The organism is Flavobacterium sp. 40-81, from assembly GCF_001898245.1.
Taxonomy (GTDB): Bacteria; Bacteroidota; Bacteroidia; order Flavobacteriales; family Flavobacteriaceae; genus Flavobacterium; species Flavobacterium inviolabile.
Window position 1 is genome coordinate 94,097 of sequence record NZ_MKTM01000005.1, and the last position, 16,701, is coordinate 110,797.

The 16,701-nt window shown below is 39.1% G+C and carries 19 protein-coding genes; 12 read left to right on the top strand and 7 right to left on the bottom strand.

All coding sequences use genetic code 11. The annotated features are described in order from the left end of the window. Nucleotides 1–99 precede the first annotated feature (99 nt). The 4 genes from BGO42_RS00825 to BGO42_RS00840 form a co-directional block, all read right to left on the bottom strand. Nucleotides 100–1,158, bottom strand: coding sequence for a hypothetical protein (locus BGO42_RS00825; RefSeq protein WP_273245096.1), 1,059 nt, complete (start codon nt 1,156–1,158; stop codon nt 100–102). Nucleotides 1,159–1,193: 35 nt separating this feature from the next. Beyond that, nucleotides 1,194–1,880 carry a hypothetical protein gene (locus BGO42_RS00830; protein WP_273245094.1) on the bottom strand — a complete coding sequence of 229 codons (687 nt, stop codon included), beginning with the start codon at nt 1,878–1,880 and terminating at the stop codon, nt 1,194–1,196. Then, nucleotides 1,867–2,427, bottom strand: coding sequence for an RNA polymerase sigma factor (locus BGO42_RS00835; RefSeq protein ID WP_273245092.1), 561 nt, complete (start codon nt 2,425–2,427; stop codon nt 1,867–1,869). Before BGO42_RS00835 ends, BGO42_RS00830 begins: the two co-directional genes overlap by 14 nt. Nucleotides 2,428–2,566: 139 nt before the next feature. Next, entirely contained in the window at nt 2,567–3,547 is a 981-nt protein-coding gene (locus BGO42_RS00840) for a polyprenyl synthetase family protein (protein WP_177730034.1), read from the bottom strand. Nucleotides 3,548–3,660: 113 nt separating this feature from the next. On the opposite strand from BGO42_RS00840, the gene BGO42_RS00845 reads away from it, so the two are divergent. Further along, complete coding sequence (locus BGO42_RS00845) at nt 3,661–3,939, top strand: hypothetical protein (RefSeq protein WP_273245090.1); 279 nt, start codon at nt 3,661–3,663, stop codon at nt 3,937–3,939. Between the two features lie 3 nt (nt 3,940–3,942). Then, nucleotides 3,943–4,500, top strand: a complete 558-nt coding sequence (locus tag BGO42_RS00850; RefSeq protein WP_273245088.1) for a hypothetical protein — start codon at nt 3,943–3,945, stop codon at nt 4,498–4,500. A gap of 41 nt (nt 4,501–4,541) precedes the next feature. On the opposite strand, the gene rlmN is transcribed toward BGO42_RS00850, so the two are convergent. After that, the gene (gene rlmN, locus BGO42_RS00855) at nt 4,542–5,585 is read right to left on the bottom strand and encodes a dual-specificity RNA methyltransferase RlmN (RefSeq protein WP_273245086.1); all 1,044 of its coding nucleotides are present in this window, start codon (nt 5,583–5,585) and stop codon (nt 4,542–4,544) included. A gap of 79 nt (nt 5,586–5,664) precedes the next feature. Between rlmN and BGO42_RS00860 the strand changes: the two genes are divergently transcribed. The 10 genes from BGO42_RS00860 to BGO42_RS00905 all read left to right on the top strand — a co-directional run bounded on the left by BGO42_RS00860 (nt 5,665) and on the right by BGO42_RS00905 (nt 15,566). Continuing rightward, nucleotides 5,665–6,306 carry an O-methyltransferase gene (locus BGO42_RS00860; RefSeq protein ID WP_273245084.1) on the top strand — a complete coding sequence of 214 codons (642 nt, stop codon included), beginning with the start codon at nt 5,665–5,667 and terminating at the stop codon, nt 6,304–6,306. Between the two features lie 13 nt (nt 6,307–6,319). Further along, nucleotides 6,320–6,457 (top strand): hypothetical protein, encoded by a 138-nt coding sequence (locus BGO42_RS00865; RefSeq protein ID WP_273245082.1) that lies wholly within the window; start codon nt 6,320–6,322, stop codon nt 6,455–6,457. 980 nt (nt 6,458–7,437) lie between these two features. Continuing rightward, nucleotides 7,438–8,139, top strand: coding sequence for a VIT1/CCC1 transporter family protein (locus BGO42_RS00870; RefSeq protein ID WP_273245081.1), 702 nt, complete (start codon nt 7,438–7,440; stop codon nt 8,137–8,139). 317 nt (nt 8,140–8,456) lie between these two features. Next, on the top strand, nt 8,457–9,455 hold the full coding sequence (locus BGO42_RS00875; protein ID WP_273245079.1) for a sensor histidine kinase: 999 nt from the start codon (nt 8,457–8,459) through the stop codon (nt 9,453–9,455). Next, entirely contained in the window at nt 9,452–10,216 is a 765-nt protein-coding gene (locus BGO42_RS00880; RefSeq protein ID WP_273245077.1) for a LytR/AlgR family response regulator transcription factor, read from the top strand. The genes BGO42_RS00875 and BGO42_RS00880 overlap by 4 nt, the downstream gene beginning before the upstream one ends. Before the next feature lie 418 nt (nt 10,217–10,634). Next, complete coding sequence (locus BGO42_RS00885; protein ID WP_273245076.1) at nt 10,635–11,000, top strand: DUF2147 domain-containing protein; 366 nt, start codon at nt 10,635–10,637, stop codon at nt 10,998–11,000. Nucleotides 11,001–11,122: 122 nt separating this feature from the next. Further along, a complete protein-coding gene (locus tag BGO42_RS00890; RefSeq protein WP_273245074.1) occupies nt 11,123–12,439 on the top strand; it encodes a TolC family protein in 1,317 nt (438 codons plus the stop codon). 22 nt (nt 12,440–12,461) lie between these two features. Beyond that, a complete protein-coding gene (locus BGO42_RS00895; RefSeq protein ID WP_273245072.1) occupies nt 12,462–13,571 on the top strand; it encodes an efflux RND transporter periplasmic adaptor subunit in 1,110 nt (369 codons plus the stop codon). A gap of 50 nt (nt 13,572–13,621) precedes the next feature. After that, complete coding sequence (locus tag BGO42_RS00900; RefSeq protein WP_273245071.1) at nt 13,622–14,863, top strand: ABC transporter permease; 1,242 nt, start codon at nt 13,622–13,624, stop codon at nt 14,861–14,863. 25 nt (nt 14,864–14,888) lie between these two features. Continuing rightward, the gene (locus BGO42_RS00905; protein ID WP_273245069.1) at nt 14,889–15,566 is read left to right on the top strand and encodes an ABC transporter ATP-binding protein; all 678 of its coding nucleotides are present in this window, start codon (nt 14,889–14,891) and stop codon (nt 15,564–15,566) included. A gap of 226 nt (nt 15,567–15,792) precedes the next feature. On the opposite strand, the gene BGO42_RS00910 is transcribed toward BGO42_RS00905, so the two are convergent. Continuing rightward, nucleotides 15,793–16,359 (bottom strand): phosphatase PAP2 family protein, encoded by a 567-nt coding sequence (locus BGO42_RS00910; protein WP_177736113.1) that lies wholly within the window; start codon nt 16,357–16,359, stop codon nt 15,793–15,795. Beyond that, entirely contained in the window at nt 16,359–16,652 is a 294-nt protein-coding gene (locus BGO42_RS00915; RefSeq protein ID WP_177730045.1) for a Sec-independent protein translocase subunit TatA/TatB, read from the bottom strand. The genes BGO42_RS00910 and BGO42_RS00915 overlap by 1 nt, the downstream gene beginning before the upstream one ends. Nucleotides 16,653–16,701: the final 49 nt, after the last annotated feature.

A 16,701-nucleotide genomic window follows, 5' to 3' on the forward strand; every position in this document is an offset into this window, starting at 1 on the left:
GGGGAATAGGATTTGTACAAAAATAAAATCCATTACCGGAAATAAAAAAGGTGCTCTGTAACGAACACCTTCTAAAAAAAGTATATAACTAACCAAACTTTAATTTAAATCAAAACGCAATCCTAGCGAAATATTGTTCTGATCGGCAGAATTATTTTTAAATAATGGGTTTAAATCGTATTTCAGGTACAAACTTGTTGAACGATATCCCACATAGGCACTCAATCCGTACACAAATCCATTAGTGTTAAAATTGCTTTTTTGTTTTTCTTCCACTTCAAATCCGTCACGCTGGTATTCCAAAAACTGTCGGGTTTGTAAATTGGCTCCGATATATCCTCCAATTCCGATCCGGCCGCTTCTGTGGGTTCTGAATCTTGTTTCGCCTTTTTCATTTACTTTTTTAGGGGTAAAGTCAAATTCCAAATGTGCCGGAAAAATCAGCTGGATATTTCGCAAACGGGATTCGCTTAACCAGGTAGAAGAAGTAACCAGTTCCGTCTGATCATTATTCTTTACAAAATATTGGTTGTCGACCGCACGTAGGTTATTATACACTAAAGACATTCCGTATTTTGCATGCAACAGGTTGTTATTTTTCATGATACGGGTATTGAATGTCAATCCGAATTCGTAAAAATGTGAACCCCAGTATCTGAATTTTGAATTTGCTACCGCTCCTCCGGTTACCAGGTTATTCACTCCTCCGGCCAGAACCAGTTGTGACGTGGTTCTTTTTTCAATTACTTCTTTTCTTTTTCCGTTACCGTTCCCTTTTCTGTAACGCACTTCTATGATGCTCACTCTTTTGCTGGTCACAGAATCAGCACTTGCTTCCTGGATCTTCCCGTCTACTTTTTCCTTGATTAGTGTATTCAAACGGGATTCTTCAAAGGCTACTCTTTCTTCAATTCTTTTCGCATGAAACGTTGCCGCTTCCATTTTCATTTTATCGGCTTCCTCTCTTGTGATACTTTTGTTTTCCAGCTGCGTATTGATCACATCCACCTTGTCTTTTAATATTTTCTTTTCTTCTCTTGTGATGTTCTCAATGTTTTCAGCAATCACTTTAGCACGCTGTTCAAAGGTTTCCTGAGCCTGTATTTTAGTTACTACAAGGCATAGCAATGCCACTACATAAAAAATAATTTTTTGCATAATTTAAAATTTAAACTGTTCGATTTTTGATTGATTTACTCTTTATTTCTATTGGCAACCGCAGATTTTACGGTTTTGAAGTTTCTGCTTATGGTCTGGAAAGTATTTTCACGATAGGTCGTGTTCAGCTCTCCTTCCACTGTTGACAGCAGGGAATTGGCATCTACCGTTACATTCTGCTTTTTAAGTTCGCTTTTGGACTGGTTGCCATCGACAGCTGCCAAAAGTTCATCCACATTTACAGCAACTCTGTTTTTCTGAATACTTTTCTGAGGTACGACAGCGATCATTTCTTCATTTATTTTTTCTTTCGCCATGTTTTTTTCCACACGGATTTCCGGATTTCCGGTCGCTTTTCCGGTATTCGTCATTGCAACAGCTTCTTTTATTTTTACCGGTGTTACCGAAACCGGTAACTTTTCCGGCACTGCTTCCGGCGCTGAGGCTTCCGGCTGTTCCTGAACCGGATTGCTTTCTACTATGGTGGTGGTGTTTTCGTTTAGCTCAACATTGTTTTTTTGCTGATCAAATAAAAAAAGTCCCACAAATACAAACCCGATAAAAGCCGCTGCGATATACAGCCATGTAAAACGGCGCTTCGGTTTTTTCTCCTCGGCTACCGAAAGCATCGCATCCAGCCTGTCCCATGCCGTCTCAGAAGGCTGAAGCGTTCTGGAATTCAGTTTTATCCTGAAATCTTCTTCTCTTTTATTCGGTTCCATTCTGATAATTTTTTTGTCTGTTAATTTGTTCCTGCAACATTTTTCTGGCGTGGGATAATTGCGACTTGGATGTTCCTTCACTTATGCCCAGCATTTTTCCTATTTCCTGGTGTTTATACCCTTCAATAGCATACAGGTTGAATACCATTCTGTAGCCATCGGGTAAATTATCTATTAAAAACTGAATATCTTCTACAGATAACTGGCTTTCAATATTGTTAAATCCCCCTTCTAAAAAGGTTTCTTCTTCACTAAACTTAATTGGCTTCTGAACCCTGATGTGTGAGATACACTCATTCACCATGATTCTTCTGATCCATCCTTCAAAACTGCCTTTGTGCTCAAAATTCTTTAAGCCGGTAAATACTTTCATAAAAGCGGTTATCATGACATCTTCAGCCTGATGAACATCTTTTAAGTACTGACGGCACACACTTAACATTTTGGGAGCATGCTGGGAGTATATCTTATGCTGTGCATGCCGATTGTTTTCGACCGCCAAAGCAATAAGCTCCTTTTCTTCCTGATGTAAGTTGATTACTTTCAAAATCGTTATTCAGATGTTTCTATTAGTATAGACGAGCGTTGTATGAAAATGGTTGTATTGCCATAGTAAAAAAAATCACTTTTCAAATTAAAGTATTGAAAAACAATTTATTACAACAGTAAAATTATCGAAAAAAAAATTATTTTTTTCTTTCAATAACGTAATTAACCATCAGGATCAGTGCCTCTTTATAGGGAGAGGGAGGGAAATTTTCCAGAAGCTGAAGGGCTTCCTGCTGGAATTCGACCATTTTTCCTTCGGCATAAACAAGTCCGTTGCGTTCTTTTACAAATGCAATAACTTCCCGAACACGTTTTTTGTCCTTGTTGTGGTTTTTAATGGAGTTGATACACCAGCTTTTTTCTTTGGAAGTACAGTTGTTCAGGGCATAGATTAAAGGCAATGTCATTTTTTGCTCTTTAATATCGATCCCGGTAGGTTTACCGATGGCATCATCCGTATAGTCAAACAAATCGTCTTTAATCTGAAATGCCATTCCGATCAGTTCGCCGAATTTCCGCATTCGTTCCACAACTTCGGTATCTTCGGGTTTCACTGCGCAGGCACCTAATGCGCAGCAGGCTGCGATTAGCGTTGCTGTTTTCTGGCGGATGATTTCGTAGTAAACATCCTCGGTAATATCCAGACGTCTTGCCTTTTCAATCTGAAGCAGTTCCCCTTCGCTCATTTCACGAACGGCAACCGATATAATTTTCAGCAGATCAAAATCGTTATTATCAATTGACAGCAAAAGTCCTTTGGACAGCAAATAATCGCCTACCAAAACGGCAATTTTATTTTTCCATAAGGCATTGATGGAAAAGAAGCCTCTGCGGCGGTTACTGTCGTCTACCACATCATCGTGTACCAAAGTTGCGGTATGGATTAATTCGATAACCGACGCTCCGCGGTAGGTTCTTTCGTTTACCACTCCTTCGGAAACCATTTTGGCCGTCAGAAAAACAAACATCGGACGCATTTGTTTTCCTTTCCGGTTAACGATATAGTATGTAATCCTGTTAAGCAATGCAACCTTAGATGACATTGATTCATGGAACTTCTTTTCAAAAAGTTCCATTTCCTTAACTATGGGCTGCTTTATTTGCTCTACGATTTTCATTGGTTTCAAATATACCAATTTGAGAGGAAAGTAAAAAATCATAATTCACATACTAAACCAAACTGTTTTACCGTTTATAATAGCCTACCTACTAAACTAAAAATCAATTATATATGAAAAAAAGTCTGTTTTTTCTAGGACTGTTTTTAGCTTTAGTTTTTACAGGAAGCTGTGACAAAGACAGTGATGGTTCAGGTACTACGTCTTCAACTCCAATTACAAAGGAGGAGTTTAGAACGGATGCAAAGATTGACAAAATGGTGGATGATGTTGCTACAGTAGTAGAAAACGGTTATATCCTACCGCAAAATGGTTCCGGTAAAATGACCAATACGGCACAAATGTTACCCGGATGTGTTGTTACTACTTCGGCAATTATTGACAATACCTAGAATGTGAGTATTGATTTTGGAACAGAGGGCTGTTCTTTTATGGGCGCTACTTTAAAAGGAAAAATCATTATTAGTTTTACAAATGATTTTGAAACAATGTCGCATACAATAACGTATACTTTCGAGAATTTTTATTACAATGATATTGCCATTACCGGCAACCGCACCATGACGCGTACTCACGCGAATGCCAACGGCAATCCGGAAACAAGCATGTCATTAGACATGACAATCACGTATCCGAACGGGGACGTATACCACAGAACCGGTACCCGTACCAAAGAATGGAGTGAAGGTCATGATACTCCCGGCATCAGCGATGATGTCTTTTTAATCACAGGAAGCTGGAGCACTACTTTCCCTAACGGAAATGTAAACAGCACTACGATAACAACACCTCTGAAAATAAAAAGGGATTGTGCCTATATCGTGGCGGGAGTGATTACAATTACCAGAAATGCCAATACGGCAACTATTGATTATGGTGACGGAACTTGCGACAACCAGGCCACCATGACTATTAACGGCGAAACTTCGATTATTACCCTAGATGGTTTTTAACCATTGAAAAAGCCCCGGATCCGGGGCTTTTTTTTATTTTTTTAAGCTTCTTTATTAGCCAGCTGGCCACAAGCCGCATCAATGTCTTTTCCTCTGCTTCGGCGCACTTTGGCCACAATATCATTTCGTTCCAGAGCCGTGATATAATTTTCTATAGCCTGCGGAGCAGCCTGTTGAAACTCCCCGTCATCAATCGGGTTATATTCAATCAGGTTCACTTTACACGGAACGTATTTACAGAATTTCACCAACGCATCAATCGATTTTTTATCGTCGTTGATTCCTTTCCAGACCACATATTCGTAGGTCACCCTGCTTTTGGTTTTGGAATACCAGTATTCCAGGCTTTCTCTCAGGTCCTTTAACGGGAAGTTTTCCGAAAACGGCATGATTCCGGAGCGGATCTCATCGATAGCCGAGTGCAGCGAAACGGCCAGTTTGAATTTTACCTCATCGTCTGCCAGTTTTTTAATCATCTTCGGAATTCCGGAAGTCGAAACGGTAATCCTTTTCGGCGACATTCCCAGACCTTCCGGTGCCGTGATTTTTTCAATCGCTTTTATCACGTTGTTGTAGTTCATCAGCGGCTCACCCATTCCCATGAATACAATATTAGACAGCGGTCTGTTGTAATACAGTTTGCTTTCATTATCAATAGCCACAACCTGATCGTATATTTCATCCGGATTCAGGTTACGCATCCGTTTCAACCGTGCTGTTGCACAGAAGTTACAGTCCAGACTACAGCCAACCTGACTGGACACGCAGGCCGTTGTTCTGGTTTCGGTTGGAATCAACACGCTTTCCACAATTAGTCCATCATGCAAACGCACGGCATTTTTAACCGTTCCATCCGAACTGCGCTGCATCTGATCTACTTTGATATGATTGATCACAAAATTCTCCTCCAGCATTTGTCTTGTGGGTTTAGCCACATTCGTCATGTCATCAAATTTGTGAGCGCCTTTACTCCACAACCATTCATATACCTGATTCCCTCTAAAGGCTTTGTCACCATTGGCAACAAAAAAATCACGTAACTGCTCTTTACTTAAAGCTCTTATGTCTTTCTTATCCGTTTGCATGGCGCAAAGTTAGTAACTATTTATGTATTTGGTAATTTATGCGTTTGGTAATTTGTAATTTTGTAAAAAATTTAAGCTTATGCATTTTATATCGGAAACTTTAGAAGATTATGTAGCCCTGCATTCGGAAAATGAACCGGCATTATTAGCGGCATTAAATAAAGAAACCCATCAGAAAATATTACAGCCCCGCATGTTAAGCGGTCATTTACAAGGGCGTGTCCTGAGCATGCTTTCCAAACTGATCCGTCCCAATGCCATACTGGAGATCGGAACCTATACCGGTTATGCGGCATTATGCCTGGCGGAAGGTTTACAGGAAAACGGTACTCTGGATACTATTGACATTAACGAGGAACTCTACGATTTCCAGCGAAAATACTTTGACCAGTCGGAATGGAATGACCAGATACACCAGCACTTAGGCAATGCTCTGGAAATCATCCCAACCTTAAATAAAAAATTTGATCTGGTATTTATCGACGCCGATAAGGAAAACTACATTCATTATTTTGAAATGATCGTTCCGTTAATGCATAAAGGCGGTATTATTTTATCGGATAACGTTTTATGGTCCGGAAAAGTACTGGAGCCTTTAAAAGCAAACGACAAGAGTACGAAGATATTACTGGACTACAACAAGCTCCTGAAAGACGATCCGCGTGTAGAAACGGTTTTATTACCCATACGCGACGGACTGACGGTGAGCCGCGTTTTATAAGAACAAGAAGCAATTGGCAATAGGCGAAAAAACAATTGGCAAAAAACAATTGGCAAAAAACAATTGGCAAAAAACAATTGGCAAAAAACAATTGGCAAAAAACAATTGGCAAAAAACAATTGGCAAAAAACAATTGGCAAATAGCAAATAGCAAAAGGCAATTATAAGCTTTGATATATGAGGTTTGAAGTTTGATTTACGATGTATTACTTCACACCTCCTACTTCTTATATCTTATATAATATTAGGAGTTACGACAATCAGCTTCCGTAATACAAGACTTGCCTTTCACCTCTTGCCAATTACCCCTTAAAGTTAATATACGAGGTTTGAAGTTTGATTTACGATATCCCTTCACACCTCATACTTCTTATATCTTATATAATTTACAGTAATCAGCTTCCGCAATACAAAACTTGCCTTTTACCTCTTGCTAATTGCCTCTTAAAGTTAATATACGAAGTTTGAAGTTTGATGTACGATATCCCTTCACACCTCATACTTCTTATATCTTATATAATTCACAGTAATCAAAGCTTGCCTTTTACCTCTTGCCAATTGCCTCTTAAAGTTAATATACGAGGTTTGAAGTTTGATGTACAATATCCCTTCACCCTCATACTTCTTATATCTTATATAATTTACAGTAATCAGCTTCCGCAATCAAGACTTGCCTTTTACCTCTTGCTAATTGCCCCTTAAAATTAATATACGAGGTTTGAAGTTTGATTTACGATATCCCTTCACACCTCATACTCCTTATATCTTATATAATTTACAGCAATCAGCTTCCGTAATACAAGACTTGCCTTTTACCTCTTGCTAATTGCCTCTTAAAGTTAATATACGAGATTTGAAGTTTGATTTACGATATCCTTTCACACCTCATACTTCTTATATCATATATATAATTTACAGCAATCAGTTTCCGCAATCAAGACTTGCTTTTTACCTCTTGCCAATTGCCCCTTAAAGTTGATATACGAGGTTTAAAGTTCAATATACGACATTCATATATCTTATATAATCTACAGCAATCAGTTTCCACAATCAAAACTTGCCTTTTACCTCTCGTTTTTAATTAGGGTGTATCATTAAAATGAGTACTTTTAATATACTAAACCTGATACCATGATCACTATAGATAACTATTTAGACAACCATTACATCCACAAAAGTAACTGGTTACGGGCAGCCGTTCTTGGAGCAAATGACGGAATTATTTCCATTTCCAGTCTTGCAATCGGTGTTGCAGCAGCAAGCACAGCAAGGGAGCCAATTGTTCTGGCAACAGTCGCCGGACTTGTAGCGGGTGCATTGTCAATGGCGGCAGGTGAATATGTTTCTGTTAGTTCTCAAACTGATATTGAGAAAGGTGACATTGAAAGAGAGAGAAAAGAGCTTAAAGAGATGCCGGAAGAAGAGTTGAAGCTATTGTCTCAAATTTATGAAAGAAGAGGCTTAAAGAAAGAAACAGCGATGCAGGTCGCAATAGAGTTAACAGAAGCAGATGCGTTAGGGACACATATCAGAGACGAACTGGGTATTAACGAAATCAGTAAGGCAAAACCCATACAGGCAGCATTAGCATCAGGGGCAGCTTTTACAGGTGGCGGTCTATTACCTTTATTAGTAATTCTTTTTGCACCGGTAAAAGGCATGGAATACTGGCTATATGGATTTACTATCATTTTTCTTATAATTTTAGGGATTACCGCTGCAAAAACAGGTGGCTCAAGTCCCTTAAAAGCCATGATAAGAATCACCATTTGGGGAACAATTGCAATGGGACTTTCCGCATTTGCAGGCTATCTTTTTGGTGTAACTGTTTAATTTAAAAATGCAATCATATAAACGGAGTACATTGGCATTTACCGACAATCTCCCCTACAACTCTATATGTAAAAATTAGATGGAAAGCTTTGAGGTGGGCAACTCGGCAACAATGGTCCCTGCCCGCTTTCGGTGGTTATATATTCCCGGATTAAACGGACGCTTTATTATGCATACAACATCAATACTGAAAGAATGTAACCGTAATTGAAGCTACGTAAGATATAAGCAGCGAGATGTCTGCTTTATATGCGTTTTTGCCTGCTCTACGGTTTGTCTGCAGCATCATTAGCATACTAAGCTTTATATTTGTTATTGTGAAAAAACAAAACTGGATTCCCGGCCTGATCGTATCATTGGGTGTGTCGCTCATTGCAGCACTCCCCAGAGTGATTCGTATGGAAAAGTTTGAATTTCATCCTATTATAATAAGCGTTGGTTATAATTTTACTTTTTGTATTTTCTGCTGGTTAGCGCACCAGTTTATATTAAGTAAATCGAAACAATTTAATATCAATAATGGGGTAATTGCTGCCTTTTCCATTGTCGTCGTCAGTAGTTTTGTTTTTTTACTGGATATGATTTTCTCCCTGGTAAGTGATAACCCTTTATTATTACCCGATGCTGAAGGAGGCAAACGATTATATATATTGCTGTTACGGGGAATAGTAATCAGCGGGTTATTTTATTTCATTATTTACTACCTCCATATACTCTCAGAAAAGCAGCGGAATATGCTTGAGATCGCGGCACTTAAACAGGCACAACTGGCAGCTAACATATCCTCATTGAAAGAGCAGCTGAGTCCGCACTTCCTTTTCAATACACTCAATACACTCAGTACCCTCACACAGGAACAAAGTGTAAAAGAATATGTTTCTGAGTTGGCAAATGTGTACCGTTATGTACTCCGGTATAAGAATATTGATACCGCTACCATAGAACAGGAGCTTAATTTTATAGACTCTTATCTTTATATCATTAAAATGCGGCTGGAAGATGCTATTGAGATAGTCATTAATGTAGATGAACAGGTCTTTAATAAGAAAATACCACCGCTCACGCTCCAGCTTCTGGTTGAAAATGCTATTAAACACAATATTGCTTCGCCAACAAGAAAACTGAGGATTGCTATAAAAAATACCGGTAATGATTTGCTGGAAGTAACCAATAACCTGCAACCCAAGACATCCGTACAACATACCACTGGTATCGGGCTGGCCAATGTGATGCAACGCTATCACCTTCTCTTTGGTAAGGAAATCGGAATAGAAAAGAAAGATACAGTGTTTACCATAAAATTACCACTTATATGATTAACGTGTTAATTATCGAAGACGAAGCCAAATCAGCAAGAGAACTTGCCAATATGATAGGCCATATAGACCGCGACATACAAATCTTAGCCACATTGGATTCCATAGAGCAGGCACTCAATTGGTTTGCCGAAAATGAACACCCAGACCTGATCTTTTCGGATATTCAGCTGGCCGACGGATTATGTTTTGACATTTACAACCAGATTGAAATTAAAAGTCCCGTTATCTTTTGTACTGCTTTTGATGAGTATTTGATAAATGCCTTTGATACCAATGCGGTTAGTTACCTGCTAAAACCCATTACCCGCAATCAGGTTGAAAGAGCATTGGATAAATTCTATTCACTGAAATCAGCCTTTGAAACCCTGCAGGAAAGGCAAAAACTAACGGGTTTACTTCAACAGATTAAGCATCAGTACAAAACAGCCCTGTTAGTATATCAAAAGGAAAAAATAATACCTGTACAGGTAAAAGATATTGCGTTCTTTTATCTGGATAAAACAATAGTGAACATTACAACCCTAAATGGTCAGCGGTATTATCTTTCCGGAAAACTTGAGGAACTTAACAAAGTGCTGGACCCGACTGTATTTTTCAGGGCTAACCGCCAGTTTCTGATTAACAGGGCCGCCGTTGCAAATGCTGAAAGGTTCTTTGCCCGGAAACTGGTCATCAAGCTAACGGTAAAAACCACGGAAGACATCGTCGTAAGCAAAGCCAAAGCTGCTGAGTTTTTACATTGGCTGGAGGGAGCTTAAAACATTATGTTGACTGCTCATTTTAATGGATAAATTAACAAACACCTGATGCTTGTAATTGTTCAATTGGCTTTCTTTTTCGTTTTAACATAACCATCGTCCATTTTTAAAATTATCAAAAAATAAAGAGGACAACCTTTTCACCACTACTGCTCCCCCCTACAGTACTATCGTGGACATCAATGCAGCCAACCAGAATTGACATACACAAGAATAACACACTGATTTATTGCCTATTACTACAAATAGAATAACCATTAACACTTCCCGGAAAATGCAGTTCTAAAGTAAGTATGATGGTATTTTTTTTTTACCTGTAATGCCTGCCTTAAAGAGCTGTTTGCCTGCTTTGACCAATAACCGCTTTAAGAAACATAATAGAATACCCAAATTGCATCATATTTTAAATGAGGAAGCAATGAAAACTTTCTATCTGGTAGTCTTTATTATTACCACATTTTTTGTTCCTAAACAGACACAAAACAGTCGGGATGCTGTTTTGGGAAAATGGACAAATGAAGACAAAACCCGCGTTGTGGAATTTGTAAACACTGGTATCAGTTATAATGCCATAATCCGGAAAGCTCCGGACGAGAGCATCGTTGGTAAAAATCAGATTACCGATATTATCTACAGCAATGGCATATACAACGGAAAGGTCAATTTCCCTAAAAAGGGCAAAAGCTATCCTTGCAGGCTCAGGATAAAAAACGATGGTTCAATTGAATTGACGGTAAAGGTTGGATTCATAAACAAATCGCAAATATGGACAAGAATAAAATAGAAGAAAACAAAAAAACCTTTAAACGAAGGCTTTACCATTCTTTTTCGGTTTTTACCGTGTCCAAAATTACCCTCCATTCTTCATTTTTATATTTAAAGCAAAAATAGCGTAACGGAATAGCGATGAAATCCAAATTACTCATTATAATCCTTTTAATCTGTGCCGGCGGCCTTAACACCCAGGCACAATTACGATTTTCTACATTAAAGGAAGTATTGGACTATGCTGATCGAAATGCAATCAGCATACAGAGTGCCATGCACCAGGAAAAAATTGCAGAATCAAAGAGCAGGGCATCGAAAGCAGCTTTACTACCGTCGGTTAATGGTTTTGCCGGGTTTAATGACAACATCATTCTCCAGCCTACGCTGGTTCCTGCGAACCTGTTTAATCCGGGGGCTCCTGCGGGAACTTTCAAAGAGTACACTTTCGGCAAAAAATACATGTACAGCACAGGCGTGCAGGCAAGCTGGGATATCGTCAACTTTCAAAAGTGGTTTGCTATAAAAACGACGGAAGCGACACAAAAGCTAAATGAGGCCAATACCATCAAGGCAAGATACCAGACGTATAACCAGCTTGCGCAAACCTACTATTCTATTTTGCTTACCAAGAAGTATATAAAAATATGCGAAAGCAATATTACAGCATCAGACAGTATCTATAAAATTGCAGAAGATAAATATGAGGCGGGAATCTTTACTGAAGAAAACCTTAATCGCAGCAAAATCCAGCAAATGCAGACGGAACAGCTGGTTAGCAGTCTTTCTTCCTCTTTAGGGCAATTGTATAATCAATTGCAGTCCCAGTTGAATTCTACAGATAGTCTTATTCTAACGGATGAGCTTTCTGCTGTCCAGCCCGATTTAGAGCAGGAAGAAGTTATTAGTACTGTCGCTCCGGATGTGCAGATAGAGCAAGCCCAATTGGAACTGAACAGACGGCAGCTGGAAGGAGCAAGATCAATGCAATATCCTACATTTACAATAGGTTATCAATTCAACCGGAATTGGGCCATGGATAAAATGTTTGACCTTTCCAGCGCTAATAATCTACCCCAGCATTTCTGGAATGTCAAACTGGATATTCCTGTTTTCAATGGTCTGTCCACAAGAGAAAAAGTTGTTCAATCCCGGATACAATATCGTCAGCAGCAGCAAGTGCTGGACAACAAGAAACTTACAGCCCAAAAGGAAGACGACAACCTTAAGATACAATTCAGGCAGAGTACTGAAGATTTAAAGAAGCAGGAGGAAATTCTGAAACTCCAATACAGGAATGACAACCATTCAAAAAACAGATACGAAAGTGGCATTATCGGGCTGGATGAACGGTTGGATAAATTCAAGGATTTACTTCAGGAGCAAAACCAGTATATGCAGAATCTCAGTAATTATTACATCAATTATTATACGCTTTACATCCGAAAGCTGTTCTAACTTTAAATTTTAACCATAAACAATGAAAGCAAATAGCATCATAACCATTATACCGTTGCTGTTAATATGCCTCAGCTTTACGGCATGTAACAAGCAAGAGGAAATGCATCCTTTAAGAAAAAGCCTGCAACAAGCTGTATTTGCGAGTGGACACCTGGAACAGGAAAATGAATACGTTATTGCGAGTACGGCGGATGGGATTATTAAGGAGCTGAATATTCATGAAGGGGATAATGTGACGGCAGACCAGATACTGGTGCGCATAAAAAGCGACGCACAGGATGCGCAATTGCGGGATGCACAGATTGCATACAATGATGCCCTGCAAAATGCAACTCCGGATGCACCACAGTTATTACAGATTCAGTCACAGATCGATATCGCCAGAAAGCAGCTTAATCAGGACAAACTGAATTACGAGCGCTATGCTGCTTTAAGAAAGAAAAATTCAGTGTCACCGCTTGATCTTGAAAAGGCCGAACTACAATACAAAACTTCGCAAGCTAACCTTCAGATATTGGAGAAGAATTATATTCAGATACAGAATGCTCTTCGATTAAATGCTAACAGAGGTTTGCAACAGGTCAAAACACAACAGGCGATGTTAAGCGAGTATGTGGTCAAAGCAGACAAACCGGGTATTGTATTAGATGTTCTTAAAAAGAAAGGGGAATTGGTAGGTAAAGGCGAGGTGATCGCCAAGATTGGCAGCGGTAAACATATCCTGAAGCTCTTTGTTGCAGAAGATGATATTACCAAGATCAGTATCGGGCAACAGGTCATCGTGCAAATGAATAATTACCCGGACACCACGTTCACGGCTTCCATTATCAGAATACTTCCCGAATTCAACCAGACAGAGCAATCCTATATTGCAGAAGCTGTATTTGTGAATCCACCGAAACTGCTGCTCTCGGGAACACAGTTGCAGGCAAATATTAATCAGGCAACTATCAGAAATGTTTTGGTCATTCCATCATCAGCTCTGGTGAGAGGCCGTTTTGTAAAGCTAAAGGACGGAACAGAAAGAGCCATTAAAACCGGACAAAATTTAGGAAGTTGGGTAGAGGTAAAATCAGGGCTAACCGAACAGGATATTATTCTTTTACCTAAGGGAAAAAAGACAAAATAAAGGGTACGGATACTTCTAACAGTAGCGAAAGCTTATTAAAAAGAAAAGAAATGATGAGCGTAAATACAAAAATATCCTGGGTGCATCTTACCTCAAAAGTAAGACAGCTGATTGTTGCAGTACTAAGCGTCACATTTGGCATTTCAATGTACATTTTTATGAATAGTTTCATGAACGGTGTAAACAGCGCACAAACTGAAATTACGTTTACGTCAATGGCCCATATAAAGGTGTATAATGATCTGGGGGGATCTCCTTCAAAAGCTTTTCTATTGAATAGCAGCGATGACACCATCCGTAATGTAAGTAATGTAAAACACATCAATTATACTGAAGGAATAAGGAATGCGGATGAGGTAAAACAGTTACTGCAGAAAAACACGGAAATTGTTGCTGTTACCGAACAGGTGAACCAGAATGTGTTTTTCAGAAATGGGGTAACCAAAATAAGCAGTACCCTTTCGGGTATAGATGTGACTAATGAAATTCAGATGTTCAATAGTGTACAGTATATGACTGAGGGGGATTTGTACGAACTGGACAGACGTTCTGATGCTGTAGTATTGGGAACCGGGTTGGCAGAAAAGCTTAATGCAGCGGTAGGAGACAATGTTATGCTTTCAACATCGGACGGAGTTAACAAAATACTTAAAGTGATTGGCCTGATACAGACCGGCTCGGGCAATGTAGATAAAAGCCGGGCAATGATATCCATCAACACCGCAAGGCAGTTGTTGTCAAAGAATAAAAGTTACGCAACAGAAGTATTAGCCAATATAAAGAATTACAATGATGCCCAAATTGTTGCCAATACGCTTCGTCCTTATATCAGTTATAAAACGGAAGCCTGGCAGGAAGGTAACGAACAATTGGAATCAGCCAATATTCTGCGGGATACCATGGCAATTACTGTTTCACTCACCATATTAATCGTAGCCGGTTTTGGAATTTATAATATTATGAGTATGACCGTCAACGAGAAAATGCGTGAAATAGCAATACTAAAAGCCATAGGGTTCGATGGCAAAGACATTGTGCGGATTTTCCTGATGCAATCCATTGTTATCGGTTTTATAGGAGGCTTTGTTGGTTTGTTATTAGGGTTTAGTATTACTTTCATTGTTGACCACATCCCTTTCAGCATAGCGTCATTTGATACACTACCGGTTTCTTATCGTCCGATTGATTATATAATGGCGATGGTCTTTGGGATGATCATTACATTTATCGCAGGATATATCCCTGCCAAAAAAGCTTCGAAAGTAGATCCTGTGGAAATACTCAGAGGTTAATGCTTAACACCAATATCTTAAGGAAATGAATATAGCTTTGTCAGCAAAAGGAATAAACAAATATTTCCACGAACCTGAAACATTTCAGGTATTAAAGGACGTGAGTTTTGAAATAGACCGGGGTGAGTTTGTTGCCATTGTTGGAAAATCCGGTTCTGGTAAATCCACCCTGCTTTACCTGCTTTCCACAATGGATACCGATTATGAGGGCAACATTGCCATTAATGGAACAACAGTAACGGGGCTTACACAAAATCAACTCTCAAGGTTCAGAAACGAACATATCGGTTTTGTGTTCCAGTTTCATTATCTGTTACCGGAGTTCTCTGTACTGGACAATGTAATGTTACCGGCATTGAAGCTCGGGAAAAAATCAAAGGAAGAAATAGAAGCAAAGGCAATGGAACTCTTAACCTTATTGGATGTCAAAGGACACGAAACAAAGAAAGCTTCTAAAATATCCGGTGGTCAGCAACAAAGAGTGGCTATCGCCAGAGCGTTGATCAATGAACCGGCTATCATTATGGGGGATGAGCCCACCGGCAATCTGGATTCAAAAAATACAGCGATTGTTTTTGATATCTTCCGACAATTGGCAAAAGAGCGAGGGCAGACAATTATAGCCGTCACCCACGATGAGGAATTTGCTGCCAACTGTGATCGAATTATTGAAATGGTAGATGGAAAAATAATGCCGTTATAGCTAATTTACAGCAATCAGCTTCCGCAATCAAGATTTGCCTTTTACCCCTTGCTAATTGCCCCTTAAAGTTGAGGTTTGAAGTTTGATATACGACATCCATACTTCATATATCTTATATCATACATATAATTTACAGCTATCAGCTTCCGCAATACAAGGCTTGCCTTTTACCCCTTGCTAATTGCCCCTTAAATTTGAAGTTTGATTTACGATATTGTATCTCATATCAAATATCCGGAAAATATTTCTTTCTATAGGCTTCATACCCTTTTGAAAACAAATACCCGGTACAGATTCCGAAAATATATCCGGAAAGGATATCACCCGGAAAATGCAGTCCCAGGTAAATTCTGCTGTATGCAAATATCAGCGGGAACAGGAAGAACAAAAAGGCATATTTATAGTACTTTCTCAGGATTAACACAATAAAGGTTGTCGACGCTATAGAGTTAGCAGCATGCCCTGAAAAGTAGCTGAATGACGAGCTTGGTTTTACCGCTCTGATAATGTCTTTAATTTCCGGGTCATTGCAAGGACGCAAACGCTGTACGCTATTCTTCACCAGATTGGTAACCTGATCTGTAAAAGCGATCAGCAAAGCTAAAAACACGATTACCAATAGTAAGTGCTTCCATCCCAGTTTTTTTTGCAGCAGGTAAAACACATACAGGAAGATGGGTGTCCAGTACAATTGTTTGGTAATGATCAGCCAGAGTCCGTCAAAGTTTTCGGAGCCAAGGCTATTTAAAAAAACGAGAAGTTGCTTGTCCAGCTCAATTATATGCTCCAAGATTACATTTGTCTTTTGATAGGTCCGGAAATATCTTCAATATCTTCTTTGGCTTTTTCAATTTCTTTTGTAATGCCGCTTGTAAAATCCAGGTCTTTCGTAAAATCCAAATCCTTCGTTATACCGTTCTCTTCCGCACTTTTCTGAATTTCGTTTTTAATATCGTTGGTAGCATTCTTTATCTGTGCCATACCTTTTCCAAGCGTACGCGCAATTTCAGGAACCTTATCAGAACCAAACAACATCAAGACCACTAATATTATGAAGAAAATTTCTCCGCCTCCTATACCAAACATTTTTTTCCGGTTTGAAAGTTATAAAGTAGCAAATTTACAAAGTTAGATT